Source organism: Aeromonas sp. DNRA1 (genome assembly GCF_963888745.1).
In the GTDB taxonomy this organism is placed as follows: Bacteria; Pseudomonadota; Gammaproteobacteria; order Enterobacterales; family Aeromonadaceae; genus Aeromonas; species Aeromonas hydrophila.
The window spans coordinates 302,325-328,471 of the sequence record NZ_CAWPKQ010000002.1 but is presented as its reverse complement, the minus strand read 5'-3'; the positions used below and the strand labels follow the sequence as shown (position 1 = coordinate 328,471).

Here is a 26,147-nt window from a genome sequence, read left to right as displayed (position 1 = left end):
ATTTGTTACATATCAATAAAGGGGCAGGGCATCATCGCATATCAGGGCGCCATCGGGGGCCTAAAGTTGCCCCTGCTGTTTCTCCATTCTTTGAGGTGGCTCGGCCCGGGTCGGACAAAAGTCCTGCCAGCCTCCCCCCGTCGCCCCTAGAATAGGCCCGGTTCACGCCCCCAATTTTTAAAGGAAACGAAAATGAGCATATTCGAGTGGTTCAGCATCAATCACACCCTGATGACCATACCGCTGGGCGGTGGTTACGCCATGTCGTGGATTGAAGCCGTCGGCACCCTGTTCGGGCTGGCCTGCATCTGGTGCGCCAGCCAGGAGAAGACCATCAACTACCTGTTCGGGCTCATCAACGTCAGTCTGTTCGCCATCATCTTCTTCCAGATCCAGCTCTACGGCTTGTTGCTGCTACAGCTGTTCTTCTTCTGCGCCAACCTCTATGGCTGGTACGCCTGGACCCGCCCGGCCAACGCCCAGGGGGATACCCTGCAGATCCGCTGGCTCAGCAAGTCCAAGCTCATCGCCACCGCCGCCGTGAGCGTGCTGGCCATCACCCTGCTGACCCTCTACATCGACCCGGTGTTCGCCACCCTGGCGCGCACCTCGGTCGCCCTGCTCAACCTGTTTGGCGCTAATCTCGCCACCCCTGAGCCCTCCCCCGATGCCTTCCCCTTCTGGGATGCCAGCATGACGGTGCTCTCCGTGGTGGCCCAGATCCTGATGACCCGCAAGTACGTGGAGAACTGGATCCTCTGGGTGGTCATCAACATCATCAGCATCGGCGTCTATGCCGCCCAGGGGGTCTATGCCATGTCCCTTGAGTACCTGATCCTGCTGTTCATTGCCGCCAACGGCACTCGCCTGTGGATGGTCAGCGCCAAGCGCCCGCAACAGGAAGCGATCGCATGAGCCTGCTGCCCCATCTGCAATGCCGCCCGGACCAGATCGCCGAACGGGTGGTGCTGTGCGGCGACCCGGCCCGGGTCGACCGCATCGCCGGCCAGCTCGACGGGTGTGACGTGCTGGGCCAGCACCGGGAGTTTCGCCTGATCAACGGCCGCTACCAGGGACTGCCCGTCACTGTGTGCAGCACCGGCATCGGCGGCGCCTCCGCCGTCATCGCGCTGGAGGAGCTGGTGCAGGCGGGCGCCCGCGCGCTCATCCGGGTCGGCTCCGCCGGCGCCCTGCAGCATGAGATCGCGCTGGGGGATCTCATCGTGGTGGAGGGAGCGGTGCGCAGCGAAGGCGCCTCGCTGGCCTACCTGCCCCCCGAGTACCCCGCCTGCGCCGACATCCGCCTGCAGGCTGCCCTGCTCGCCCATCTCGGCGCCAGCGGCCAGCCTCACTGGCACGGTCTGGTGCGATCCCACGACAGCTTCTATCGGGATGACGAGCAGAAAGTCTGTCGCTACTGGCACCAGCGTGGGGTGCTCGGGGCGGACATGGAGACCGCCTCCCTGCTCGCCGTGGGGCGCCTGCGCAAGGTGCGGGTAGCCGCCGTGCTCTGCAACGTGGTGGCCTTCGAGCAGGACGTGCAAGCGGGGGTGAGCGACTACGCGGCCAGCGAAGCCGCCATGATGACCGGCGAGCGGCTGGCCACCGCCGCCGCCCTCCACGCCCTGACGCAATAGACCGGGTCTGCCGGGGCCGCAACGGCCCCGGCAAAACGTTAAGCCCGGCACATTCAGAGGCGCCAAAGCTGGCATCCCGCCTGCGCTCTTGCTAGCCTCATGGCCCTCGTCAAGCCGGGCCTTCACCATGCAGCAACAACCCTATCCGCTCGGTCGCTTTCACGCCGAGCTTGCCGCACTCGAACCGCGCTTTGCCGCGGCGCTGGCAGACTGCACCCTGTTTTCGCGCCGCTACCTGCCCGGTGAACCCATCATGCGTCAAGGTGAGCGGTGCGAGCAGCTCTATCTGGTGGCCCAGGGGCGGATTTCCCTCAACAGCGCGGTGCACTCAGGGCGGCTGTTTCAACTCGGCGAAATCGAGTGCCATCAACAGATCTTCGGCGAGATGGAGTTCTTCAGCGCCACCCCGGTGCAGTGGAGCGTGGTGGCCGAGGCCGAGTTGGACGCCGCCGTCATCTGCGCCGACAAGCTCGCCAAACGGCTGCTGGCCGAGCCAGAGCTGACCCTCTTCTTCGCCGCAGCGCTCGCCAGCGACTATCTGGATACCCTGGACATCACCACCAGCCGATTGCTGCACCCCATCGCCTACAACATCGCCTTCGAGCTGTGGCGCGAGCGCCAGCGTACCCCCATGCTCGGCTCGCGCAAGCGGGCCCACGAGGCGGCGCGCTTTGGTACCACCGAGCGGGTCTATCGGCGCGCCCTCAAGGAGCTGATCGAACAGGGCATAGTTGCCGACGGCAGCGACGGCCCGGTCATCGCCGATCTGGCCAGGCTGCGCGCCTACCTCGACCTTTGATTTCCATTCATCCCATTTCGATTCACTCTGTCAGGAGCCACCATGTCTACTCACACCTATCCAGAGTTCACCTTCTTCAGCCGCTTCGTTGCCGACATTCAGGCGGGCCGCAAGACCATCACCATCCGCGACGAGAGCGAGGCCAACTGGCAACCCGGACAGCGGCTGGCGCTGTTTACCAACCCGGAGCACCAGCCCTTTGGCACCATAGAGGTGCTTTCGGTCAAGGCGGTCGCCTTCGATGAGCTCAATGATGAGCATGCTCGCCAGGAGAACATGACCCTCCCTGAGCTCAAACAGGTGATCCGCGATATCTACCCCGATCTGCCGCCGCTCTATGTCATTGAATTCAAACTGCTTGCCTGAGCCGGATTTGGTCTTTGCCGAGCGATGTGTTAATAGTGTCCTCTTTTGAATCAGGGAGGTGACCCGAGTGTTTGAGATAGCGAGCCTGCGAGAGGGCATGATGCACGGGGTCGAGCTGTTCCAGCTGCTGCTGGAGATCATCTCCATCGCCTGCGTGGTGATTGGGCTGGGCAAGACCCTCTGGCTGGCGGCGCGGGTGCGGGATCACGAGCCCGGCTTTCCCCATATCCGGCTCTGTTTCGGCAGCTGGCTGATTCTGGCGCTGGAATTCCAGCTCGCCGCCGACATCCTGGCCACCACGGTGGCGCCGAGCAAGGAGGAGCTGATCCGCCTCGCCATCATCGCGGTGATCCGCACCTTCCTGAACTACTTCCTCGGCAAGGAGCTGGAAGCCCAAGCGGAACGCCAGCAAGACAAGGCAGAGCGCCAGCAGGAACAGCGCAGCGAGCAGGCCAAGGCGGCTCAATAGCCCGTTTCCTTGCAGCAGCATCATCGCTGAGTGCCGTGCTATCCCGACCACAGCCGTGGCTCGGGATGGCCCAGTTGTGACCCTCCCCTCACTTTTGGCAATCAGCCAACTATGGAACCCTTTTCAAGCCTTTCCCCACCCTGTCGAGGGCCTGCGCATCTGCGTAAGATAAACCATCGCTTCCCCCAACCGGCCCAGCTGATGAACCCGCGACCTCTCCACACACCCGACATCGACCTCGATAACTGCGTCATCTACCAGATCTACCCCATGAGTTTTCAGGACAGCGATGGCGACGGCATGGGCGACATCAACGGCATCCGCCAGCGCCTCGACTATCTGGCCACCCTCGGGGTCGATATGCTCTGGCTCACCCCCCTCTATCGCTCCCCCAAACGGGACAACGGTTACGACGTGGCGGACTACCGCGCCATCGACCCCGCCTTCGGCACCCAGGCCGAGATGGAGCAGCTGATCGCCGAAGCGGCCGCTCACGGCATCGGCATCATGATGGATATCGTCGCCAACCACACCTCCACCGAGCATGAGTGGTTTGTGCAGGCACTGGCCGGCGATCCCCGTTATCAGGGCTACTACGTGTTTCGCGACCAAGCCTTTGTCGATGCCCACCCGGTCACCTCCATCTTCGGTGGCAGCGGCTGGCAGTATGTGCCGGCGCTTGATCGTTACTACCTGCACAACTTCGATGTGAGTCAGGCCGATCTGGACTGGGACAACCCGGCGGTGCGCGCCGAAATGGCGCAGGTGATCAACTTCTGGCTGGGCAAAGGGATCAAGGGATTTCGCTTCGATGTGATAGACATGGTGAGCAAGGAGTGGGACCGGCTTGCCATGAGCAACGGCCCGCGCCTGCACAACTATATCCGCGAGCTCAATGCCGAGAGCTTCGGCGGCAAGGGGATCATCACGGTGGGGGAGACCTGGGCAGCGGATCTCGCCCATATGCAGAATTATTCAAACCCCGATGGCAGCGAGTTCAGCATGGTGTTCAATTTCGAGCATCTGGGGCTCGGCAGTGACAAGTGGACCTCCCGCTTCGACCCCCTCGCCTTCAAACAGGCCATGGCCCGCCACCAGCAGGGGCTGCACGGGCGAGGCTGGAACAGCCTGTTTCTCGGCAACCACGACCTGCCCCGCGCCGTCTCCCGCTTTGGCGATGACAGCCCGACTTGGCGGGAAACCAGCGCCAAGCTGTGGGCCATGGTGCTGCAGCTGATGCAGGGCACTCCCTTCATCTATCAGGGCGAAGAGCTAGCCATGACCAACCGCCACTGGCAGCCGAACGAACTGCGCGACGTGGAGGCGATCAACTACAGTACCAGCCAGGCGGGGCTGGATCCTGCCGAGCTGAGTCGGCGGCTCGATGCCATCGGCCGCGACAACGCCCGTACCCCGATGCAGTGGGACGCTGGCCCCCACGCCGGATTCAGCACGGCCACGCCCTGGATTGCCCTCAATGCCAACCACCTCGAGATAAACGCCGCCGAGCAACTGGCCCGCCCCGACTCGCCGTTTCACTGCTATCGCCAGCTCATCGCCTTGCGCAAGGCTCACCCTGTCGTTCGCCACGGCGACTTCGAGCTGCTGGATGGGGACGACCCAGATCGCATCGGCTATCGCCGCCGCTGGCAGGATCCGGCAAGTGCAGAGCGGCATACCCTGCTGCTGCTCGCCAACCTCACCGAGCACCCCCTGATCATGCCGCACTTTGATCAGGTGGAGGCAGGTGCCACCCTGCTGATGAGCAACTACCCGGGGCAACCCGTCGCCACCTTTGCCCCCTATCAGGCGGCCGCCTGGCTGCTGCGAGCAAGGGAGTAACGGGCAGCGCTATCCCTCGTGCCATCCTCCGCCATGGAGGATGGCCCCTGCCCACTGATGATATCCCTCCCCTCGGCGGTCGATACGCCCCAGCGATTTACCCACTTAAAAACTTCGCGTTTTCAGGCCCGCACCGCCTTGCCAGGCAATATCCAACCACGGCTCGCTATCGACAATTGAAATAGTTCAACACCCTGTTTTTATTGGCAATAACTGCCATCAAAAACGTCGTTTTTATCATCAAGCGGCGATATTAAACGCTGTTTAGTCAGGGTTAAAAGTCAATTCAGATTTGCGCCCTTGTGGTTCTTCGCCGGCTCCTTATGGTTTCCATCCGAAGCGTGCGGCACCGCGCCGCACGCCGACGTTCAGGCTCGCGGGCACTCTCCCGCCATAACAACAGGAAATCATCATGCGCAAAACCGGCGTGGCACTCGCCCTCTCCACCCTCTTCTGGTTCCACTCGACCATGGCGGCCCCTCTGATCTTCCCGGATGACCCCACCCTCACCGACGGCCAGCACTCCCCCGCCCTCTCTCGCAGTTTCCAGCTGGCTCAGGACGATCTGGGCAACCGGATCCACCAGCTCCACCTGCCCCTCCAGACCGAACCGGAACTGGTGGCCGAGCTGGAGCAGATCGGCAGGGAACAGGGGTTCTCGGTCAGCACCCACGCTGACATGTACACCTGGACCGAGGACAACATGTGGCTGTCGCGCGATGGTGCCCTCATCTTCCGCCCCCAGGCACCGCTGGCCAACAAGGGGCGCTACCACGCCTTCGTCACCGCCCTGACCGAGCAGAGCCCGGAGGCCGAGCAGGAGGGGCACCACAGCCTCGGCAGCCAGGATTCCCAGGGGCTGGATGATTACATGCTCTCCCAGGCCAACTCCTTCGCCGAGGCGCAGGGGCGCGAGCTCATCCCCACCTTCTCCATCATCGATGGCGGCAACATGCTGACCGGCCAGCGAGCCGACGGCACCCCCTATGCCCTGATCGGCCGCGATGCCCTGCTGCAGACCACCCTGCACCACAGCCGGCTGGACAGTGAGCGCATCGCCGCTCTGCAGGAGAAGATGGAGCGCGACGGCGAGTTTCGGCTGCAACTCAGCGAAGAGGAGTGGCTGGGCAGACCCAATACCTTCCAAAAGGGCCATGACACCGAGGTGGACCTCATCCTGCTGGAGGCGGCCAACCTGCTGCCGCAAGGGCTGGATGAGCCGCAGCGCCACGCCTTTGCCAAGACCGCGCGCGCCAAGGCCGAGCTCGCCAAATACGAAGTGGACGGGTCAACCCGGGGAGCGGCGGAGCAGCGGATGTTTCTGAGCCCGCAGCAAGGGGAGCGGATTGCCGAGCGCTATCGCGCCATCCATGGCCAACCGCTGCCGGCCTCCTTCGATCTGCTGACCCGCCTCAAGCAGGAGTACGCCAGCCTGGTGGTAACCGCCGAACTTCACTCCGAGTTCAATGATGAGCAGATAGCCCAGGCACTGCCGACGCTGGCGGCCGATGCCGCCACCCTGGCCCGGCTGGGCCGCATGTTGCAGGCCGGTGGCTACCAGCGAACAGGGCTGACTGGCGCCGAGCAAGATCATCAGACCCGCCGCTTCCTCGCCATGATGGCCATCAGCCAGCACCTGATGGCGCAGGAGCTCAAGGTGGCCGAGCGGGATCTGGTGATCCTGGCCCAGCCCGGTTTCCACCTCGACATGGCCATGCGCCCGCTGACCGACGGTCGCATCTTGCTCAACGATCATGCAGCCAGCGCAGCGCTGATCGAGCAGGTGCTGGCTAGCAATGCCACCCTGAGCGACAGCGAGCGGCAGGAACTTGGCCAGAGCGTGACCAACCTGCGCCAGCAGAGCGAGCGCTGGCACAAGATCCACGCCCTCATCCGCCAGCAGTTGAGCGATGCCGGCCTGACCCCCATCGCCACTCCGGGCGCGTTCACCGTAGGCAAGCGGCCGGTGAACTGGATGAACGGCATCATGGGCACCCGCCAGCAGCCCTTCTACATCACCAATGCCGCCAGCATCGCCCCCCTCAATCAGGCATTCGCCGCCTGGCTGCAACGCGAGGTGGCCGGGCTCACCCCCTATTTCGTGGGTCAGGCTGCCAGCAGCAAACGGGAGGAGTTCAACCAGGCAGAAGCCCTGCTGCGCGGCAGCGGCGGGCTGGATTGCATCACCCTGCACCATGAGTAGCACCCCTCTCACGGGCTGGCATCGCATCAGACGGGTCCATTCCCCGAGGCCAGGTGCAAGGGAAATGATGGTGGCAGAGAGCCGCTAAGGTGATTCAAAAGGGCTCCTTAAGGAGCCCTTTTTATGACTAATGTGAAAGGCCCTCCCGCACCATGACCCTGTCATCTCGGCCATGAAACACTCTCGCATCGCCCGACGGCGCAAATTAATTTGCCGCTTGATTATTTATTTACGAGCCCGGATCGACCTATTTTGCGCCCGATCCAGTTAATCGAATTACCCTCAACAACCATCCCGCCCGACCCTCTGCCGACTTGCCCCCGTCACCGGCGATAGGCCGCCATCGCGCGCCGCCGCTGCCTTTGGCATGATTATTTATCCCGTTTGTTCCGCGTTTATTTCCACTCTTACTATGGCGGCGACCTATCCATGGCCGGCTGATCACAGCCGTCATTCAAACTGGCATAGCAAGTGGGCAATTCATGATCACCACAGACGGAAACAACGCGGTCGCCTCGGTGGCCTACCGCACCAGCGAAGTCATCGCCATCTATCCCATCACCCCCAGCTCCAGCATGGCGGAACAGGCGTCAGCCTGGTCGAGCGATCGAGGCCTGAACCTGTGGGGCGACGTGCCTCGCGTGGTGGAGATGCAGTCGGAGGGGGGCGCCATTGCCACCGTCCACGGCGCGCTGCAGACCGGTGCACTGGCGACTTCGTTTACCTCGTCCCAGGGCCTGCTGCTGATGATCCCCAACCTCTACAAGTTGGCGGGCCAGCTCATCCCCTTCGTGCTGCACGTGGCGGCGCGCACCGTGGCGACCCATGCCCTGTCGATTTTCGGCGATCACTCCGACGTGATGGCGGTGCGCCAGACCGGTTGCGCCCTGCTCTGCGCCAGCAATGTGCAAGAGGCCCAGGACTTTGCCCTGATCGCTCAGGTAGCCAGCCTCAACAGCCGACTGCCCTTCATCCACTTCTTCGACGGCTTTCGCACCTCCCACGAGATAGCCAAGATAGTGCCGCTCGATGACGACACCCTGCGCGCCCTGCTGCCGGCCGAGGCGATTCGTGCCCATCGGGAACGGGCGCTGACCCCCGACAAGCCGGTCATTCGCGGCACCGCAGCCAACCCTGACACCTATTTCCAGTGCCGGGAGGCCACCAACCCCTGGTATGACGAGGGCTACCGCCATGTGAGCGAGGCGATGAACGCCTTCGCTGAGCGTACCGGCCGCCACTACCGTCCATTCGAGTACGTGGGTCACCCAGAGGCCGAGCGGGTGCTGGTGCTGATGGGTTCCGCCATCGGCACCTGCGAGGAGGTGATCACGCGGCTGATTGAGCAGGGCGAGAAGGTGGGGCTGGTGAAGGTACGGCTCTACCGCCCCTTCTCAGCCTCGCATCTGCTGGCGGTCATTCCAGAGAGCGCCCGTAAGGTAGCTGTGCTGGATCGCACCAAGGAGCCGGGCGCCCTGGCCGAGCCCCTCTATCTGGACGTGGTGAGTGCGCTGGCCGAGGCGGTCAGTCGGGGAGAAAGAGCCAGCCTGCCGCGGGTCATCGGCGGGCGCTACGGCCTCTCCTCCAAGGAGTTCAACCCGGCCTGCGTGCAGGCCATCTTCGACGAGCTGGCGCTGGATAACCCACGGCCGCGCTTCACCGTCGGCATCTTCGACGACGTCACCGGCCTCTCCCTGCCGCTGCCGGCCCTCGATTATTCGAGTCCCAGCCTTGGCAACCAGCACAAGCTGGAGGCACTGTTCTACGGCCTTGGCAGCGACGGCACAGTGTCGGCGGCCAAGAACAGCATCAAGATCCTCGGCAACCACACCGACCTCTACCCCCAGGGCTACTTCGTCTACGACTCCAAGAAGGCGGGCGGCCTCACCGTCTCCCACCTGCGGGTCGGCGAGCGGCCGCTGCAGTCGGCCTACCTGGTGGACGAGGCGGACTTCATCGGTTGCCACCAGTGGCAGTTTATCGACATGTACCAGATGGCGGAGCGGCTGAGGCCAGATGGCATCTTCCTGCTCAACAGCCCCTACGACGCCGGGCAGATCTGGCAGCGGCTGCCCCAGGAGGTGCAACAGGCCCTGCGCCAGAAGCGTGCGCGCCTCTACACCATCAACGCCGCCCAAATTGCCCGCGAGTGCCAGCTCGGCAACCGCATCAATACCGTAATGCAGATGGCCTTCTTCCAGCTGACCGCCATCATACCGCCGACAGAGGCGACCGAGCTGCTGCGTCAGACCATCGCATCGAGCTATGGCAGCAAGGGGCAAACGCTGGTCGAGCGCAACTGGCAGGCCCTGGCCGCCACCTGCGAGGCCCTCGTGCAGGTGCCGCTGCAGGCACTTGACCCCGCCAGCCACCAGCGCCCGCCCGTGGTATCGACCAAGGCCCCCGACTTCGTGCAGACCGTCACCGCCGCCATGCTGGCGGGGCTCGGCGACAGCCTGCCGGTCTCCGCCTTCCCGCCAGACGGCACCTGGCCGGTGGGCACCACCCGCTGGGAGAAGCGCAACATTGCCAAGGAGGTACCCATCTGGCAGGCAGACCTCTGCACCCAGTGCAACTACTGCGTGGCGGCCTGCCCCCACTCCGCCATCCGCGCCAAGGTAGTGGACAAAGCGTCGCTGGAGGGTGCCCCCGCCACCCTGGATGCGCTCGATGTGAAGGCCCGCGACATGCGCGGCCAGCAATACGTACTGCAGGTGGCGCCGGAGGATTGCACCGGCTGCAACCTCTGCGTCGAGGTGTGCCCGGCCAAGGATCGCACCGAACCGAGCCGCAAGGCGATCAACATGGAATCGCGGCTCGACCACCTCGAGGCCCAGAAGGCCAACTACGACTTCTTCCTGGACTTGCCCGAGCGCACCGCCGAGCAGCTGGAGCGCATCGACATCCGCACCTCCCAGCTCATCTCGCCGCTGTTCGAATACTCGGGTGCCTGCTCCGGCTGCGGCGAGACCCCCTACATCAAGCTGCTGACCCAGCTCTACGGGGACAGACTACTCATCGCCAACGCCACCGGCTGCTCCTCCATCTATGGCGGCAACCTGCCCAGCACCCCCTACACCACCAACGCCGACGGGCGCGGGCCGGCCTGGGCCAACTCCTTGTTCGAGGACAACGCCGAATTTGGCTTGGGCTTTCGGCTCACCGTGGATCAGCATCGCGAGCGGGTACGCCGCCTGCTGGCGAGCCTGGGGGACGCCGTCCCAGTCGGGTTGCAACAGGGGCTGCAAGATGCCAGTCTGCCGGTCTCCGAGCAGCGCGCCCATATCGAGCAACTGCGCGCCCTGCTGCAGGGGCGCACCGACGCCGCGGCCCAGGAGCTGGCCCGTGATGCGGACTACTTGGTGGAGAAATCGGTCTGGCTCATCGGCGGCGACGGCTGGGCCTACGACATCGGCTACGGCGGGCTCGATCACGTGCTGAGCCTGGGGGAGAACATCAACGTGCTGGTGCTCGACACCCAGTGCTACTCCAACACCGGCGGTCAGCAGTCCAAGGCCACTCCCCTCGGCGCCATCACCAAGTTTGGCGAGCAGGGCAAGCGCAAGGGACGCAAGGATCTTGGCGCCAACGTGATGATGTACGGTCACGTCTACGTGGCGCAGATCTCCCTCGGCGCCCAGATGAACCAGACGGTGAAGGCCATTCAGGAGGCGGAAGCCTACCCAGGTCCGTCGCTCATCATCGCCTACAGCCCCTGCGAGGAGCACGGCTACGATCTGGCCCAGAGCCACGAGCAGATGAAGCAGCTGACCGCCACCGGCTTCTGGCCGCTCTACCGCTATGACCCACGCCGCAGCGAGGAGGGCAAGGCGCCGCTGGCACTGGACTCTCGGGCCCCCAGCGCATCGCTGGCCGAGACCCTGCAGCAGGAGCCCCGCTTCAAGCGGCTGGAACGCCAGTTGCCGGAAATCGCCAGCCAGCTCTATCGGGAGGCGGAGCTGGACGCCAACCGCCGCTTCGCCTGGCTGAGCCAGCTGGCCGGCAAGGAGGCGCCAGCCCAGGAGTAGAAACGCAGACCCACCAACAAACAGGGCTCCCCATGGGGAGCCCTGTTGCCATGTCGCGGTGACGCCATCAGGCGTGGATGCTGGCCAGCTCGTGGCGTTTCAACGCCAGCAGGGTGATGAGCAGCGCGGCGGTGGCGATCAGCGCCATGCCGATATAGGTGGCGCTGAAACCGGGTGCCAGCTCGGCCGGGCTCAGACTGGCCAGGTTGTGGCTGCTGCCCGCCGGCAGGGCTGAGTGGAACAGCACGGAGCAGATGGCCACCCCCACTGCGCCCCCCAGCTCACGGCCGAAGTTGAACAGCGACATGCCGATGCCGCGATCTTCTCGTGGCAGGGCGTTTTGCACCACCACTGACAGCGCCGGCAGCACCAGGCCCAGCCCCAATCCGGCAAACCCCAGTCCCATTCTGGCCCAGAGGTCGAAGTGGATTTGCCAGAGCGCCAGCGCCGACAGGGCGAACCCCACCACCACGAAGCGCTTGTAGTAACCGGTGCGGCCGATCAGCTTGCCGCCGACGAAGGCCCCCGCCGTGATGCAGACCATGAAGATCACCATGTAGAGACCGCTCTCGCTGGCCCCCATCCCCTTCTGCCACTGCATCTGCAGCGGCAGGTAGACCAGCACGGCGAACATCAACAGCTGCGAGGCCAGCGCCAGCAGCACGCTGACCAGATAACCGGGCAACCGGGCCAGATGGGCCGGCAGTATGGGATCGTGGGCCCGCCGCTCCACCAGGATCAACAGCAGCAGGGCTAGCGCCAGTCCCGCCGCCAGCCAGATGGCGGGCAGGGCGGTCTCCGGCGAGAGCAGCAGCAGGCTCAGGGTGGTGACGGTGATCAACAGCGCCGCCCCCTTCCAGTCGAAGCGACTGTGGCGGCGCACATTGAGGTGACCCAGGTTGCGGTTCACCAGCCAGAGCGCGAGCGCCCCGAGCGGCAGGTTGATCCAGAAGATCCAGCGCCAGCTGAGCTGCTCGGTGAAGTAACCACCGAGCAGGGGCCCGGCGATGCTGGAGACCGCATAGACCGCCGAGATGTAGCCCTGATACTTGCCCACCTCCCGCGGCGGTATGCTGTCGGCGATGACGGTGAAGGCGAGCGCGATCAGGCCGCCGCCGCCCAGTCCTTGCAGCACGCGGGCCGCCAGCAGGGTCGGCAGATCCTGGGCCAGGCCGCAGGCCACGGATCCGGCCAGAAACAGGCCGATGCCGATGTTGAGCATGCGCACCCGGCCAAACATGTCGCTCAGCTTGCCGTAGATGGGCAGGGCGGCGGTGGCCGCCAGCAGGTAGGCGGTGACCACCCAGGTGAGGGCGGCGCCGGCGTTCAGCTCGGCACCTATGATGGGCAAGGGGGTGGTGACTATGCTCTTTTCCAGTGAACCCAGGGCGATCACCAGGGCCACGCTCGAGAAGATGGTTTTTGGGGACATATAGGGGCTCGCTAATTTGAAATGCCAGGATCTGCGGCGCAGAACTTATTATTGTCTCATAAATCACCAGTCGATGGCCAAAACCACTGCCATGGCGCCGCCGACCCGCAACCATGACCCCGGTCGCGGCATTGCCTCCTGCATTCTGATAGGCTGGCTGTTCACACCCCAAGAGGAAGCAGCCCCATGTCCGAGCAGTTCCGGTTTGAGCAATACGATGCCCTGATCTTCGATATGGACGGCACCCTGGTCGACTCCATGCCCCTGCATCTGGATGCCTGGGAGGAGACCAGCGCCGAGATCGGCCTACCCTTCGATCGCGCCCAGCTCAATGAATTCGGCGGCATTCCCACCCGCAAGATAGTCGCCATCCTGGCCGAACAGCATGGGCTGGATATCGATGTGGACGCCTTCACCCGGCGCAAGGTGGCGCTCTATCTGGAGCATATCGACAAGGTCAGCGTGTTTCCCGCCATGTGGGAGCTGGTCAAGCGCTGCCACGGCAAGGTCCCGATGGGCATAGGCACGGGCTCATCGCGCGAGCACGCCCTGCACATTCTGAAGAACACCGGTCTGGATGCCTATATCCCCGTGCTGGTCAGTGCCGATGATATCGACAACCACAAGCCCCACCCCGACACCTTCCTGAAAGTGGCCGAGCTGCTCGGCGCCAACCCCGCCAACTGCCTGGTGTTCGAAGATACCCAGATCGGCCTGCAGGCCGGCCGAGCCGCCGGGATGGAGACGGTACTGGCGCTGGAGGGCGAGCTCTATCAGCGCTAGGCCACACTGCCCCTGCCACCAATGAAAACGCCTCCGCAAGGGAGGCGTTTTGCATGCAGCAGTGCCGGGATGACCCGGCCCCGCCTTACATGGCGTTGGTGGATTCGAAGATCTTGTCGGCCGAGGCTTCGACGAAGCCCGGGTAGAGTACGCCGTCGGCCTGCGGGTAGCGCAGGGCGAATTCGTAGAAACAACTCGGGATGGTGCGCACGCCGTCGGTGAAGGCCACGTCCGCCTTGTCGGCCATGGTGGACGACTGCTCCAGCATCACCTGCGGGTCCCCTTTCACCTCGCCACCCACGCCATTGAGCACGAAGCCTGCGGCCTTGAGGGCTGCGTTGACCTGCTGGATGGTGTCAAAGTCCTTCAGGCGGTTGATATTGACGGTGAAGTGGTTGGCACGATAACCCCAGGCAGCCATCCAGGCCGCATACTCGCTCTCCGCCAGCAGGGTCTGGTAATCGGCCCAGGAGACCTGCCAGGGGGCGCCGGCATAGAGGAAGGCCTGGGTGTCGGTCAGATGATCGGGCACCTGAGCCGCCAGCTTGTGGATGATGGCCTGGGCCGCGTCGGAGAGCTCTTCCACCTTCAGCTCGCTGATGAACACCTTGGGCGCGTCCGGGTCTTTATGCTCGAAGTGCTTGGCGTAGAGCTTCTTGGCCTTGAACACGTACTCGCCCTTCTGCTCGTAGCCGAGCGCCAGGAAGTGGGCGGCCAGCTTCTCCAGCCCCAGCTTGGGCAGGTTGTAGGTGCGAAACGCCACGTGGTCGTTGACGATGGGCTCGCCGCCACCCAGCAGTTGATGAACCTTGTGGGCACTCGGGGTGACTTGAATGTAGTTATCCCACAAATGACCGAACAGGGTGTCGATATCCTTTTGCATCTCTCTTTCCTTTGATTGCGGGTACAGACAAGGGCACCAGTTCAGTGCCCCTTTTATTGTCGTGGTCAGGCGCTGGCGCCAACACAGAGAGCGCCCGCCTTTGCCTTGTTTAGAACGTCAGACCGGGAGACAGCTGATCCGGCATGGCGGCCTTGCTGTCTTCGACGGAAGCCACCGGATACGCACAGTAGTCGGCGGCGTAGTAGGCGCTCGCCCTGTGGTTGCCGGAGGCCCCGATGCCACCGAACGGTGCGGCACTGGAGGCGCCGGTGATGGGCTTGTTCCAGTTGACGATGCCGGCGCGAATACGCTTGAAGAAGTGCTGCCAGTCCGCCTCGCTGTCGCCGAGCAGGCCGGCCGAGAGGCCGAAGCTGGTGGCGTTGCCTTGATCGATGGCGGCATCGAAGTCGTCGTAACGAATGAGCTGCAGCAGCGGGCCGAAGTACTCTTCGTCCGGAAGCGCGCTGACTGCAGTCACGTCTATGATGCCTGGGGAGACGAAGCCGGTGCCCGCTTCCAGATGCGTGAGAGTGAGCAGGCTCTCGCCACCGAGGCGCTGCAGGTTGGCTTGCGCCTCGACCATGCCAAGCGCTGCTCGCTCGCTTATCATGGCGCCCATGAACGGCTGTTCGGCGGCGTCATAGAGGCCGACCTTGATCTGGCCAACCACCTCTACCAGGCGCTTGACCAGGGCATCGCCCCGCTCGCCGCGCTCGACAAACAGGCGGCGCGAGCAGGTGCAGCGCTGGCCGGAGGTAATGAAGGCGGACTGCACGATGGCATGGACGGCGCCGTCGATGTCGCTCACGTCTTTCACGATCAGCGGGTTGTTGCCGCCCATCTCCAGGGCCAGGATCTTGCCCGGCTGGCCGGCAAACTGCTGGTGCAGGAAGTGACCGGTACGGGACGAGCCGGTGAAGAAGAGGCCGTCGATGTCCGGATTGCCGGCCAGCGCCTTGCCGGTGTCGACCTCACCCTGCACCAGGTTGAGCACGCCCTTGGGCAGCCCCGCCTCCTGCCAGATTTTCAACATGGCCTCGGCCACCATGGGGGTCAGCTCGGAAGGCTTGAACACCACGGTATTGCCGGCGATCAGCGCCGGTACGATATGGCCGTTGGGCAGGTGGCCCGGGAAGTTGTAGGGGCCGAACACGGCCACGACGCCGTGGGGCTTGTGGCGCACGAACGCCTTGGCGCCCGGCATGGGGTTCTCCACGGTGCCGGTGCGCTCGTCATGGGCGCGGATGGAGATGGCGATCTTGCCCTGCATGGCGGCCACTTCGGTGCGGGTCTCCCACAACGGTTTGCCGGTTTCGCGGGCGATGGTCAGCGCCAGCGCCTCCTTGTGCTCGCCGAGCAGGTCGGCATAGCGGCGCACAATGGCCAGACGATCGTCGAGGGCCAGATCGGACCAATAATAGAAAGCATGGCGGGCAGCCTTGACGGCAGCCTCCACCTGGGCGGCGCTGGCGGCCTCTCCTTGCCAGATCACCTGATTCTTGGCCGGGTCCTTTGACTCGAACGGCTTGCCTGCACCGGCCAGCCACTGACCGTCAATAAACTGAACTAACTGGCTCATCCTTCACTCCCTGTGGTTCGCAGGCAGCCTTGGCTGCCTGTTTCATATGCGGTTTTACTGCTGATATGGCTCAATCAAGATCGACGGCGCGCACCATGTCGCCATCCTGCACCTTGAGTGCGGCCGCCATCTTGGGCGGGATGATGGCTTCGTGCTTGTCCAGGTCGACCCGGATGTTGCCGTAGCAGGCGCGATAGTGCTCGTAGCGGGTATTGCAGACCAGATGGGTTTTGCCACCGATGGGCTCACCCACCAGCACCCGCAGCTTCTGGCTGCGGCGCACGCTGCGAATGTTCTTCACGTCGCACTCGACGGTGGGGCCGGCATCGAAGATGTCGACATAGCCGCGATTCACGAATCCTTCGTCCTGCAACATCTTGATGGCCGGACGGGTCTTCTCGTGGGTCTGACCGATGACGGCGCGCGCCTCGTTGCTCAGCAGATTGACGTAGATGGGGTACTTGGGCATCAGCTCGGCGATGAAGCGCTTCTTGCCGATGCCGGTGAGATAGTCGACGGTGGGAAAATCCATCGAGAAGAAATGCTTTTGCAGCCACTCGTAGAAGGGGCTGTGACCATCGGCATCGGAGACACCACGCATCTCGGCGAAGACGGTCTCGTCAAACAGCTCGGGGTGTTCGGCCATGAACAGAAAGCGGTGCTTGGAGAGCAGACGGCCGTTGAGCCCCTCGCGGGCGCATTCGCGCAGAAACAGGGTGCAGAGCTCGGAATTGCCGGTGTAGTCGTTGGAGAGGGTGAGGGTTTCCACGACGTTGTAGATGCCGAGCTTGGGGGAAGAGTGCACCACCTTGCCGATATGATAGTTGTAGAACGGCTGGGACAGGCCCACGGCCGCATCGATGGCGCAGGTACCGACCATTTCGCCGGTCTCCAGATCCTCGGCGACGAAGAAATAGAGGCAGTCACCCTTGCCCGCAGGCTTGTCCGAAAAGGTCTGGGTGGAAGCGTCTATCTTGCGCTGCAGCAGTTCATCGTTGACGGGCAACGAAGTCATGCCGGTGCCGGATTCGATGGCACAGGTCTTGAGACCGGCAAAGTCTTTTTGCTCGATGGGACGGATAACCAACATAAATGACAACTCCCTTTCATTGACGACAGGTGGGGTCCCGGCTCCTGCCGGGAGGGCTCCCCACCTCAATTTGGATCAGGCGTTAACCACCTGGGCAACCGCTTTCTCGAACCGTACCAGCCCTTCCTTGATATCCGCTTCCGGAATAACCAGAGACGGCGCAAAACGCACCACGTTGGTGCCGGCTACCAGCGCCATCAGCCCCTGGTCGATGGAGGCCAGCAGGAAGTCGCGCGAGCGTCCCTTGTAGTCGTCGTTCAGCACGGCGCCCAGCAGCAGACCCTTGCCGCGCACTTCACTGAAGCAGTGATACTTGGCGTTGATGGCTTCGAGACCCTCGCGGAACAGCTGTTCGCGCTGCTTGATGCCGCTGAGCACTTCCGGGGTGTTGACCACGTCGATCACCGCCTCGGCCACCGCGCAGGCCAGCGGGTTGCCGCCGTAGGTGGAGCCGTGAGTGCCCACTTTCAGGTGGGAGGCGATGTCGGTAGTGGTCAGCATGGCGCCGATGGGGAAGCCGCCGCCCAGCGCCTTGGCGCTGGTGAGGATATCCGGCGTGACGCCCAGACCCATGTAGGCAAACAGATCGCCGGTACGACCGACGCCGGATTGCACTTCGTCATAGATCAGCAGGGCGTTGTGCTTGTCGCACAGCTCGCGCACCCCTTTGGCAAACTCGTCGGTGGGACGAATGATGCCACCTTCACCCTGCAGCGGCTCCATCACCACGGCGCAGGTATTGTCGGAGATGACGGCAGCCAGCTCCGCCAGATCGTTGTAGGCCACGTGGGTGATGTCTGCGGGCTTCGGACCGAAACCATCGGAGTAGGCAGCCTGGCCACCGACGCTGACGGTAAAGAAGGTACGACCGTGGAAACCCTGGTGGAAGGCGATGATCTGGGTCTTGTGGGCACCGAACTTCTCGATGGCGTAGCGACGGGCCAGCTTGAGGGCGGCTTCGTTGGCTTCGGCACCTGAGTTGCAGAAATAGACCTTGTCGGCGAAGGTCGCGGCGACCAGCTTCTTGGCCAGGCGCAGGGCCGGCTCGTTGGTCATCACGTTGGAGAGGTGCCACAGCTTCTCGCCCTGGGTTTTCAGGGCCTCGACCAGCTTGGGATGGCAATGGCCCAGGCCATTGACGGCGATCCCGCCGGCGAAATCCACATACTCACGGCCTTCCTGATCCCAGACACGTGACCCTTCACCACGCACCGGGATGATCTTGGCGGGCGCATAGTTGGGAACCATCACTTCATCAAACACTTCACGTGTCACTGCCAACAACTCTGACATATTGCTCTCCTTCGATCTGGCGACAGAATAATCCACCGCCCAAAAGTTAAATCCATGTAAACACATCGGCATTGTCACAGAAAAAAAGCTAAAAGTCTGCAACAAAGCGCGTTACAGGGAACAATGTTCGACTGCCCGTGAGATTTTAGGCAACCGCATTGCATAACGGCTCAGGGGGTGTTGGCAAGAGATAATTTGGACAGGGAGGGAGGTGAATAAAGTGTCAGGGAAAATATTTTTGGCCTCCTTTCAATTCTGGGAGGCCGATCACAACTATTCAGGGATTAGCCAAAAAATTGGCCAGCAACTGATGACCCTGCTCGCTCAAAATGCTCTCCGGATGGAACTGAACGCCCTCTATATTCAACTGCTTATGGCGCAGGCCCATGATCTCGTCCGGGCTGCCATCGGCATGTTCGCTCCAGGCGGTGATCTCGAGACAATCGGGCAAGGTATCGCGCTCCACGATGAGCGAATGGTAACGAGTGACCCGCAGCGGGTCGTTGAGCCCCTTGAATACCCCCTCGCCGCGATGGCGAATGAGCGAGGTCTTGCCGTGCATCATCTGGCGCGCACGTACAACCTGAGCACCGAAGGTCTGGGCCAGCGACTGGTGGCCGAGGCAGACGCCGAGAATGGGGAGCTGGCCGGCAAAACGGGAGATGGCCGCCAGCGAGATACCCGCCTCATTGGGGGTGCAGGGACCGGGAGAGATCACCAGATAACGGGGAGAGAGCCGGGCAATGGCGTCCAGCGTCAGCTCGTCATTGCGCTTCACCACTACCTCCTGTCCCAGGGCGCCAAAATATTGCACCAGATTCCAGGTAAAGGAGTCGTAGTTATCGATCAACAACAGCATGGGTCAACCAGGGCAGAGAATTAACGGTCCAGATAGCGACCCTGTTCCATTTCACGCTCGCGCTGGCACTCGGCCAGGTAGATGGCGGCGGCGATGGCAGGGGTTTTGTGGTGCTTGTCGATGGCATTGGAGACCATCAGTTGCAGGGTATTGAGGTTTTTGGCCTTGCGAAACTTGCGCAGCCAGTGACCCTTGTCACCCAACTCTTCAATCGTGGTATTTGATTCGACAGACATGCTAACTCTTGGGGCAGACGCCCGCGTTTGAAATTGGAAGATGAAATAACGAATAGCAGGTCGGGTAAAACAAAGAAAGCCAGGCAAATACCCAGCTCTCTTCTACTACACCTTCCCAGTATGTCAGGCTCGAGGAACGAAGCCGACTACATCATATACGCTGGCCAGGGTTTTTTCAGCCCTTTCCCGCGCCTTTTGTGCACCGGCCGCCAAAATGGCCTGCAGATGAGCCTCATCCTGACGCAGCTCGTGGAAGCGGGCCTGAATCGGCTCCAGCAGGGCAACCACGGCCTCGGCAGTTTCGGTCTTGAGGTGACCGTACATCTTGCCTTCGAAATGCTGCTCCAGCTCGGGGATGGAACGGCCGGTCACCCCGGACATCAGGGTCAGCAGGTTGGAGACCCCCGGCTTGTTTTCCGGATCGAAACGCACCACCGCCGGCTCGTCGGAGTCGGTCACCGCGCGCTTGATCTTCTTGACGATCTGCTTGGGATCTTCCAGCAGGCCGATGAAGTTGGCCTCGTTGTCGTCCGACTTGGACATCTTCTTGGTCGGATCCTGCAGGCTCATCACCCGGGCACCTTCGGTCGGAATGAAGGGCTCCGGCAGGGTGAACACCTCGCCGTAGAGGTTGTTGAAGCGGGTGCAGATGTCGCGGGTCAGCTCCAGATGCTGCTTCTGGTCGTTGCCCACCGGCACCTGATTGGCCTGATAGAGCAGGATGTCGGCCGCCATCAGCACCGGATAACCGAACAGGCCGACGTTGACGTTGTTCTCGAAGCGAGCGGACTTGTCCTTGAACTGGGTCATGCGTGACAGCTCGCCCATCTGGGTGTAGCAGTTCAGGATCCAGCCAAGCTCGGCGTGCTGCGGTACGTGGGACTGGATGAACACGGTGCTCTTGGCCGGATCGATGCCGACCGCCAGATAAAGGGCGGCGGCGTCCAGGCAGGCCTTGCGCAGGGCGGCCGGATCCTGGCGGGTGGTGATGGCGTGCAGATCGACGATGCAGTAGAGGCAGTCGAAGTCATCCTGCATGTTGACCCACTGACGCAGGGCCCCCATGTAGTTGCCGATGGTCAGCTGGCCCGACGGTTGGGCCCCGCTCAATACGATAGGTTTAGTCATCAGAGTGTTGATCCTTGTTATTCGGCCTGCCTGGCCAGCTTATTCGGCCAGCAGCGCGTCGAGCTGGGCAAACTGTTCGCATACCCAGTCCGGGCGGGAATCTGCGATGGGACGGCCGTAGTTGTAGCCATAGGTCAGTCCCACCACCTTCATGCCGGCAGCCTGGGCGGCCAGCACGTCATTTTCGGAGTCGCCCACCATCAGGGTGCGCGACGGGCTGACGCCCAGCTCGTGGCAGGCCAGCAGCAGCGGCTCCGGGCTCGGTTTCTTGACGGGCACGCAGTTGCCCCCCAGCCAGAGTGCGAAACAGTCGCCGATGCCGAGGGCATCGAGGATCGGCTGCACGAAGTGGCTCGGCTTGTTGGTCACGATCCCCTGCTGGTAACCCAGCGCCTGCAGGCGGCGCAGGCTCTGCTCGACCCCGTCATACATGGCCAGCCCTTCCAGCAGGCAGGTATGATAGTGGCGATCAAACAGCGGACGGGCGCTGGCAAACAGCTCGGGCGCCGCGCGATAGTCCAGCGCGCGCTGGATCAGCTTGTCGGCACCGTTGCCGACCCAGGTCCGCACCACGGCTTCGTCGGCCTCGGCAAGCCCGAGTTCGGTCAGCGTACGGTTGACCGCCAGCGCCAGTTGCGGGGCGCTGTCGATCAGGGTGCCGTCCAGATCGAACAGCACCAGGTCAAAATCACGTTCAGCGTTTGACATGAGAGAGCTCCGCCCGCATCTCGTCGATCACCGCCTTGTAGTCCGGACGACTGAAGATGGCCGAGCCGGCCACGAACATGTCGGCACCAGCCTGGGCAATTTCACGGATGTTGTCGACCTTGACCCCGCCGTCGATCTCGAGGCGAATGTCGCGGCCGCTCTCGTCGATCAGGCGGCGCACCTGACGCAGCTTGTCGAGGGTACCGGGGATGAAGCTCTGACCACCAAAACCCGGGTTGACCGACATCAGCAGGATCACGTCCAGCTTGTCCATCACGTACTCCAGACAGGTGAGCGGCGTTGCAGGGTTCAGCACCAGGCCGGCCTGGCAGCCCTGCTCCTTGATGAGGCCCAGGGAGCGGTCAACGTGGTCGGACGCTTCCGGGTGGAAGGTGATGAGGGAAGCACCCGCCTTGGCAAAATCGGGAATGATGCGATCCACCGGCTTGACCATCAGGTGCACGTCGATGGGGGCTTCGATACCGTAGTCACGCAGGGCCTGGCAGACCATTGGGCCTATGGTCAGGTTGGGCACATAATGGTTGTCCATCACGTCGAAATGGACCACGTCGGCACCGGCGGCCAGCACCTTGGCGACATCGTCCCCCAGACGGGCAAAGTCGGCGGAGAGGATCGAGGGGGCAATCAGAAAGTCTTTCATCAGCGTCATCCATTGGCAGCGTGGCAGAAAAAGCGGCGCAATTTTACCGCAAATAGATGCTGAAAACGACCCGCACACGGTACGGAAAAAGCGAACGCCATCATCACCGCAAATGGATGCCGAAAACGACCCATACGCAGTACGGAAAAAGCGAACTCCATCATCACCGCAAATGGATGCCGAAAACGCCCCATACGCAGTACGGAAAAAGTGAACACCATCATCACCGCAAACAGGCACTGAAAACGGCCTGCACACGATACGGAAAAAGCGAACGCCATCATCACCGCAAACGGACGCTGAAAACGACCCATACACGATATGGAAAAAGCGAACGCCATCATCACCGCAAACGGATGCTGAAAACGACCCGCACAGGGTACGGAAAAAGCGAACGTCATCATCACTGCAAGCAGATGCTGAAAACAGGCTTCAATGCTATCAATAAACCGTGTTTACCCAGCCCCACCATCATCGGCCGCAGCAGATATAAAAAACGGCACCCCGAGGTGCCGTCTGTATCAGCCGAGTGGCGCCAGTTCGGCATCGCTCGGGTAGTAGCCCTGCTCCGGCTCGATGCCGGGCGGATAGAGCGCCAGCAACTCGGCCACCTTGTTGCGGGTGCCGCCGTTGCGGCTGATGGTGCGCTTGACCAGGATCTCGTCGAGGCGGGCACCGCGATAGAGCTCGCGGGTCAACTCGATATCGTGGTTGCTGATGAGTACGGGCACCCCTTTGCGAGCCGCGGTATGGCGAGCCAGCCTGGCCAGCACGGCCTGATCGTCCAGAGTGAAACCGCCGGCCGAATAGGTGGTGAAGCTCGCGGTAGTGGAGAGCGGGGCATAGGGGGGATCGCAATAGATCACCCAATCCTTTTCGGCGCGCTGGATGGCATCGGCATAGCTTTCACATATGAAGGTCGCCTTCTGCGCCTTCTCGGCGAAGGCCCACAGCTCTTTTTCCGGGAAATAGGGTTTCTTGTAGGAACCGAACGGGACGTTGAAGCCCCCCTTCTTGTTGTACCGGCACAGGCCGTTGAAACCGTGTCGATTCAGAAACAGGAACAGCAGGGCGCGCTCGAAGCTGGTGTCGGTCTGGTTGAACTGGGTACGCAGCCGGTAGTAGGCCGCCTTGTGGTTGTGCTCGGTCACGAACAGCTTGCGCGACTCAGCGATGAACCGATCCGGCGTCAACTTGAGATGATTGTAAAGACCGATCAGATCCGGATTGATGTCGTTGAGCACATAGGCGTCGTAGTCGGTGTTGAGAAACACGGACCCGGCCCCGACGAAGGGCTCCAGCAACACACGCCCGGCCGGCAAACGCTCGGCAATCTCTTCAACCAGGGAGTATTTTCCCCCGGCCCATTTTAAAAAAGCGCGTGTTTTTTTCATGGAAATCCGGTGTTAAGAAGGCATCGACCAAAAAAGGGGGACGATTCTACCCCCTTCCCGGCCAAAATGGCTATTGCTTCAACTCTTTTTGTACCTGCGCAAACGACTTGGGCCAGGGTTGACCCTTCAGCAAGGCGGGTGACAGCTTGCGAATGGCGGCCTTGGCCTGGTTGCTGCTGGCGTAGTCACCCTGCAGCACCACGTACCAGGGGCTGCCGCGGAACTTGGTCTGATAGACCCAGATCTTGCCGGCCAGACCATTTTCGGCAACAAACTTGTCGACCGCCTTGGTGTTGCTCGCCCCCATCAGCTGGATGCTGTAGTGGTTTCTGGGCTTCTTGTTCAGAGTGGCAGCTGGGGTCAGCGCCACCTTGGGAGCAGGTGCCGCCACCGGTTCAACCACGACTGGATTGGCCACCGGCTTGCTGGCCGCTGGCGTGACTTGGGCCTTGGCGGTGTTTGCCGGCTGGGCAGCCTGAGCGGTGGCATTGGATGTGACAGCCTGCTCAGCAGGAGCAACCTGAGTGGCCGCTGCTTGCGAATCGGCCCCGGTCAGCTCATCCACCACCGCGGTGGGCAGGGCGCCGCTGACGTTGGGCTGCTTCATCAGCTTCTCGACCACCTCGTCGGAGATCACCACCCGGCGCCCTTCGTAGTTGGTCGATTCGGTGGTCACGGTGTCGCTCTCCACCGCCTTGGGCAATACCTTGGCATCCGGCTGCCAGTCGCGGACCACACCGCCGGGATTGCTGGCGGCACCATCACTGACCGCACTCTGGCTGCCGTTCTGGCTGGTGTTGCTGCCACCGATGGTCAGCGGATCGCCACCCGAGACGGGGATGGGCAACGCTGTGGTTTGGGTGGGCTCGGGGGCGGAACTCTTGCTGTCGCCGCCAAACAGGGCCGGCAACAGATAACTCAGCGCCAGCAGACCGCCGGCCAACAGGGCCAGCAGGGTCGCAATCTTCTTGACGGGCAACTCGGCCTGACGTTTCTTGGGCCTTCTGTCGGTCATGATATCCTCCAGTAACTGCATGATGGTGGACGGATGTCCATTTGCCACTTTCAGGATCTCTTCCACTTTCGGCTTGGGCAAGAGGGCTGTCGGGATCTTGAGCTCTTTGGCCTTCTCATACAAGAAGATGCGTTGTTCGGGCGCGCCAAGCGGCGCGACTTCCAGCTCCAGCGCCGGCATCGCGCGCCCTTTCAGCTGCGCCTTCTGATTGCGACACCAGACGTCACTGCCGGAGAGCACGATGGCCAACTGATGGGGGATCTTCAGGGTATCGTTGTGACGACACAGGCTCCACAGCTCGCCGACCAGCTCGGCAGGCAGCTCGTCGGCCCGCTCAATGAGCAGCAGCAGGGTGGCGGGTTTGCCTTCCAGCATACGGAAAAAGCTGTCTGCCAGCGCATCCTGCGGATTGAACAACGGCCGGGCCACCACCTGAGGCAGCAGCAGCTGGCGCACGTCCACCATCTTCATGGCGGGGCTGCCGATCAGGCTGACGACCCGCACTTTTTCCGGCAACGCTCCCAGCAGGGATTCGCACAGAGTGCCGCGACCACTGCCTGGTTTGCCGGAAAGAAAGATAAAAGGATGATTGAATTCAATCAGATGCAGCAGCCGGTCAACCAGCTGCCGCTGGGAGGGAAATTTCAGCAGTTTATTCGTCACGACCAGACTCGATCACCGCCAGCAGTTCAGCATCGGAGACATCGGCCACTACCTGGGCATGACCTATCCCGACCGGCAGCACCAGACGCAGTTTGCCTTCCAGCACCTTCTTGTCACGGCGCATGTGGCGAATGAAGGCCGCAAAATCCATCTCTGACGGCGCCGTCACCGGCAGCTTGGCCGCCAGCAGCAAGGCTCGAATACGCTCTACCTGTTGCTCGGTCACGTCACCACGGGCCAGGGCGGTATTGGTGGCCAGCATGGTGCCTGCCGCCACGGCTTCGCCGTGCAGCCAGTTGCCATAGCCCTTCTCGGCTTCAATGGCATGGCCAAAGGTGTGGCCCAGGTTAAGCAGGGCACGCACACCGTGTTCGGTCTCGTCCTGGCCAACTACATCGGCCTTGATCTCGCAGCAGCGGCGGATGGCATAGGCCAGCGCGGCCGGCTCCTGCGCCTGCAGACGGGACATGTTGGCTTCGAGCCAGCAGAAGAATTCGACATCCCAGATGATGCCGTATTTGATCACCTCGGCCATGCCGGCGGCAAATTCGCGGGCAGGCAGGGTCTGGAGGCACTCGGTATCGATCACGACGTGTCTGGGCTGATAGAAGGCCCCGATCATGTTCTTGCCGAGGGGGTGGTTGACGGCAGTCTTGCCACCAACGGAGGAATCAACCTGGGAGAGCAGTGTGGTAGGCACTTGAATGAACGGAATGCCACGTTGATAGCTTGCAGCAGCGAAGCCGACAACGTCCCCTATCACACCGCCACCCAGGGCAATCAGAGTGGTATCACGACCATGGTTGGTTTCCAGCAGAGCGGACATGATCCGCTCAAAGGTAGCCAGGGTCTTGTAGGCCTCGCCATCCGGCAGGATCAGGTGTTCAACCTGATAACCCGACAGCAACTGGACAATCCGCTCAAGATACAAGGGCGCAACCACTGTGTTGGTCACAATCATGACCCGCTTGCCCTTGATGGTTTGCGTCAGCACCTCTGCGTGCTGCAACAGACCTGCGGCTATCTCGATGGGATAGCTGCGTTCACCCAGTTCGACCTTCAACCTTTCCATGGACGTC

General features: G+C 62.4%; 23 protein-coding genes. 9 read left to right on the top strand and 14 right to left on the bottom strand.

What is annotated here, in order from left to right; genetic code table 11:
- Nucleotides 1-192 precede the first annotated feature (192 nt).
- The 8 genes from pnuC to nifJ all read left to right on the top strand — a co-directional run bounded on the left by pnuC (nt 193) and on the right by nifJ (nt 11,344).
- Entirely contained in the window at nt 193-915 is a 723-nt protein-coding gene (gene pnuC / locus AACQ43_RS07550) for a nicotinamide riboside transporter PnuC (RefSeq protein ID WP_168966765.1), read from the top strand.
- Entirely contained in the window at nt 912-1,637 is a 726-nt protein-coding gene (locus tag AACQ43_RS07545) for a nucleoside phosphorylase (protein WP_168966763.1), read from the top strand. The genes pnuC and AACQ43_RS07545 overlap by 4 nt, the downstream gene beginning before the upstream one ends.
- 127 nt (nt 1,638-1,764) lie before the next feature.
- Nucleotides 1,765-2,436 (top strand): Crp/Fnr family transcriptional regulator, encoded by a 672-nt coding sequence (locus tag AACQ43_RS07540; RefSeq protein ID WP_168966761.1) that lies wholly within the window; start codon nt 1,765-1,767, stop codon nt 2,434-2,436.
- Between the two features lie 42 nt (nt 2,437-2,478).
- Complete coding sequence (gene yqfB / locus AACQ43_RS07535; RefSeq protein WP_168966759.1) at nt 2,479-2,802, top strand: N(4)-acetylcytidine aminohydrolase; 324 nt, start codon at nt 2,479-2,481, stop codon at nt 2,800-2,802.
- 67 nt (nt 2,803-2,869) lie between these two features.
- Nucleotides 2,870-3,271: a DUF1622 domain-containing protein gene (locus AACQ43_RS07530; protein WP_016351614.1), complete on the top strand. Its 402-nt coding sequence runs from the start codon at nt 2,870-2,872 to the stop codon at nt 3,269-3,271.
- A gap of 201 nt (nt 3,272-3,472) precedes the next feature.
- Nucleotides 3,473-5,113: an alpha-glucosidase gene (locus AACQ43_RS07525; protein WP_168966757.1), complete on the top strand. Its 1,641-nt coding sequence runs from the start codon at nt 3,473-3,475 to the stop codon at nt 5,111-5,113.
- A gap of 412 nt (nt 5,114-5,525) precedes the next feature.
- Complete coding sequence (locus AACQ43_RS07520; RefSeq protein ID WP_168966755.1) at nt 5,526-7,316, top strand: hypothetical protein; 1,791 nt, start codon at nt 5,526-5,528, stop codon at nt 7,314-7,316.
- Between the two features lie 482 nt (nt 7,317-7,798).
- Nucleotides 7,799-11,344, top strand: coding sequence for a pyruvate:ferredoxin (flavodoxin) oxidoreductase (gene nifJ, locus AACQ43_RS07515; RefSeq protein ID WP_168966753.1), 3,546 nt, complete (start codon nt 7,799-7,801; stop codon nt 11,342-11,344).
- 67 nt (nt 11,345-11,411) lie between these two features.
- Here the strand turns inward: nifJ and AACQ43_RS07510 are convergent, their stop codons facing one another.
- Nucleotides 11,412-12,776, bottom strand: a complete 1,365-nt coding sequence (locus AACQ43_RS07510) for an MDR family MFS transporter (protein WP_168966752.1) — start codon at nt 12,774-12,776, stop codon at nt 11,412-11,414.
- Nucleotides 12,777-12,962: 186 nt separating this feature from the next.
- Here AACQ43_RS07510 and AACQ43_RS07505 point away from each other — a divergent pair, with 186 nt between their 5' ends.
- Nucleotides 12,963-13,559, top strand: coding sequence for an HAD family hydrolase (locus AACQ43_RS07505; RefSeq protein ID WP_168966750.1), 597 nt, complete (start codon nt 12,963-12,965; stop codon nt 13,557-13,559).
- Nucleotides 13,560-13,644: 85 nt separating this feature from the next.
- Here AACQ43_RS07505 and AACQ43_RS07500 read toward each other — a convergent pair whose 3' ends face one another.
- The 13 genes from AACQ43_RS07500 to aroB all read right to left on the bottom strand — a co-directional run bounded on the left by AACQ43_RS07500 (nt 13,645) and on the right by aroB (nt 26,140).
- Nucleotides 13,645-14,442 carry a DUF1338 domain-containing protein gene (locus AACQ43_RS07500; RefSeq protein WP_011706954.1) on the bottom strand — a complete coding sequence of 266 codons (798 nt, stop codon included), beginning with the start codon at nt 14,440-14,442 and terminating at the stop codon, nt 13,645-13,647.
- 109 nt (nt 14,443-14,551) lie between these two features.
- Complete coding sequence (gene astD, locus AACQ43_RS07495) at nt 14,552-16,021, bottom strand: succinylglutamate-semialdehyde dehydrogenase (protein ID WP_168966748.1); 1,470 nt, start codon at nt 16,019-16,021, stop codon at nt 14,552-14,554.
- A 70-nt stretch (nt 16,022-16,091) separates the two neighbouring features.
- A complete protein-coding gene (gene astA, locus AACQ43_RS07490; protein WP_011706956.1) occupies nt 16,092-17,111 on the bottom strand; it encodes an arginine N-succinyltransferase in 1,020 nt (339 codons plus the stop codon).
- 75 nt (nt 17,112-17,186) lie between these two features.
- Complete coding sequence (locus AACQ43_RS07485) at nt 17,187-18,404, bottom strand: aspartate aminotransferase family protein (RefSeq protein WP_029299369.1); 1,218 nt, start codon at nt 18,402-18,404, stop codon at nt 17,187-17,189.
- A 277-nt stretch (nt 18,405-18,681) separates the two neighbouring features.
- A complete protein-coding gene (locus AACQ43_RS07480; protein WP_168966746.1) occupies nt 18,682-19,263 on the bottom strand; it encodes an aminodeoxychorismate synthase component II in 582 nt (193 codons plus the stop codon).
- 20 nt (nt 19,264-19,283) lie between these two features.
- A complete protein-coding gene (locus AACQ43_RS07475; RefSeq protein WP_011706959.1) occupies nt 19,284-19,499 on the bottom strand; it encodes a hypothetical protein in 216 nt (71 codons plus the stop codon).
- 123 nt (nt 19,500-19,622) lie between these two features.
- Nucleotides 19,623-20,627, bottom strand: a complete 1,005-nt coding sequence (gene trpS, locus AACQ43_RS07470; protein WP_005298400.1) for a tryptophan--tRNA ligase — start codon at nt 20,625-20,627, stop codon at nt 19,623-19,625.
- 39 nt (nt 20,628-20,666) lie between these two features.
- Entirely contained in the window at nt 20,667-21,335 is a 669-nt protein-coding gene (locus AACQ43_RS07465) for a phosphoglycolate phosphatase (RefSeq protein WP_168966744.1), read from the bottom strand.
- Entirely contained in the window at nt 21,322-21,996 is a 675-nt protein-coding gene (gene rpe / locus AACQ43_RS07460; RefSeq protein ID WP_016351625.1) for a ribulose-phosphate 3-epimerase, read from the bottom strand. Before rpe ends, AACQ43_RS07465 begins: the two co-directional genes overlap by 14 nt.
- A 5-nt stretch (nt 21,997-22,001) precedes the next feature.
- Nucleotides 22,002-22,403, bottom strand: coding sequence for a hypothetical protein (locus AACQ43_RS07455; RefSeq protein WP_168966741.1), 402 nt, complete (start codon nt 22,401-22,403; stop codon nt 22,002-22,004).
- A 114-nt stretch (nt 22,404-22,517) separates the two neighbouring features.
- On the bottom strand, nt 22,518-23,390 hold the full coding sequence (locus AACQ43_RS07450) for a Dam family site-specific DNA-(adenine-N6)-methyltransferase (RefSeq protein WP_168966739.1): 873 nt from the start codon (nt 23,388-23,390) through the stop codon (nt 22,518-22,520).
- A 70-nt stretch (nt 23,391-23,460) separates the two neighbouring features.
- The gene (locus tag AACQ43_RS07445; protein WP_168966737.1) at nt 23,461-25,068 is read right to left on the bottom strand and encodes an SPOR domain-containing protein; all 1,608 of its coding nucleotides are present in this window, start codon (nt 25,066-25,068) and stop codon (nt 23,461-23,463) included.
- Nucleotides 25,058-26,140: a 3-dehydroquinate synthase gene (gene aroB, locus AACQ43_RS07440; protein WP_168966735.1), complete on the bottom strand. Its 1,083-nt coding sequence runs from the start codon at nt 26,138-26,140 to the stop codon at nt 25,058-25,060. The genes AACQ43_RS07445 and aroB overlap by 11 nt, the downstream gene beginning before the upstream one ends.
- Nucleotides 26,141-26,147: the final 7 nt, after the last annotated feature.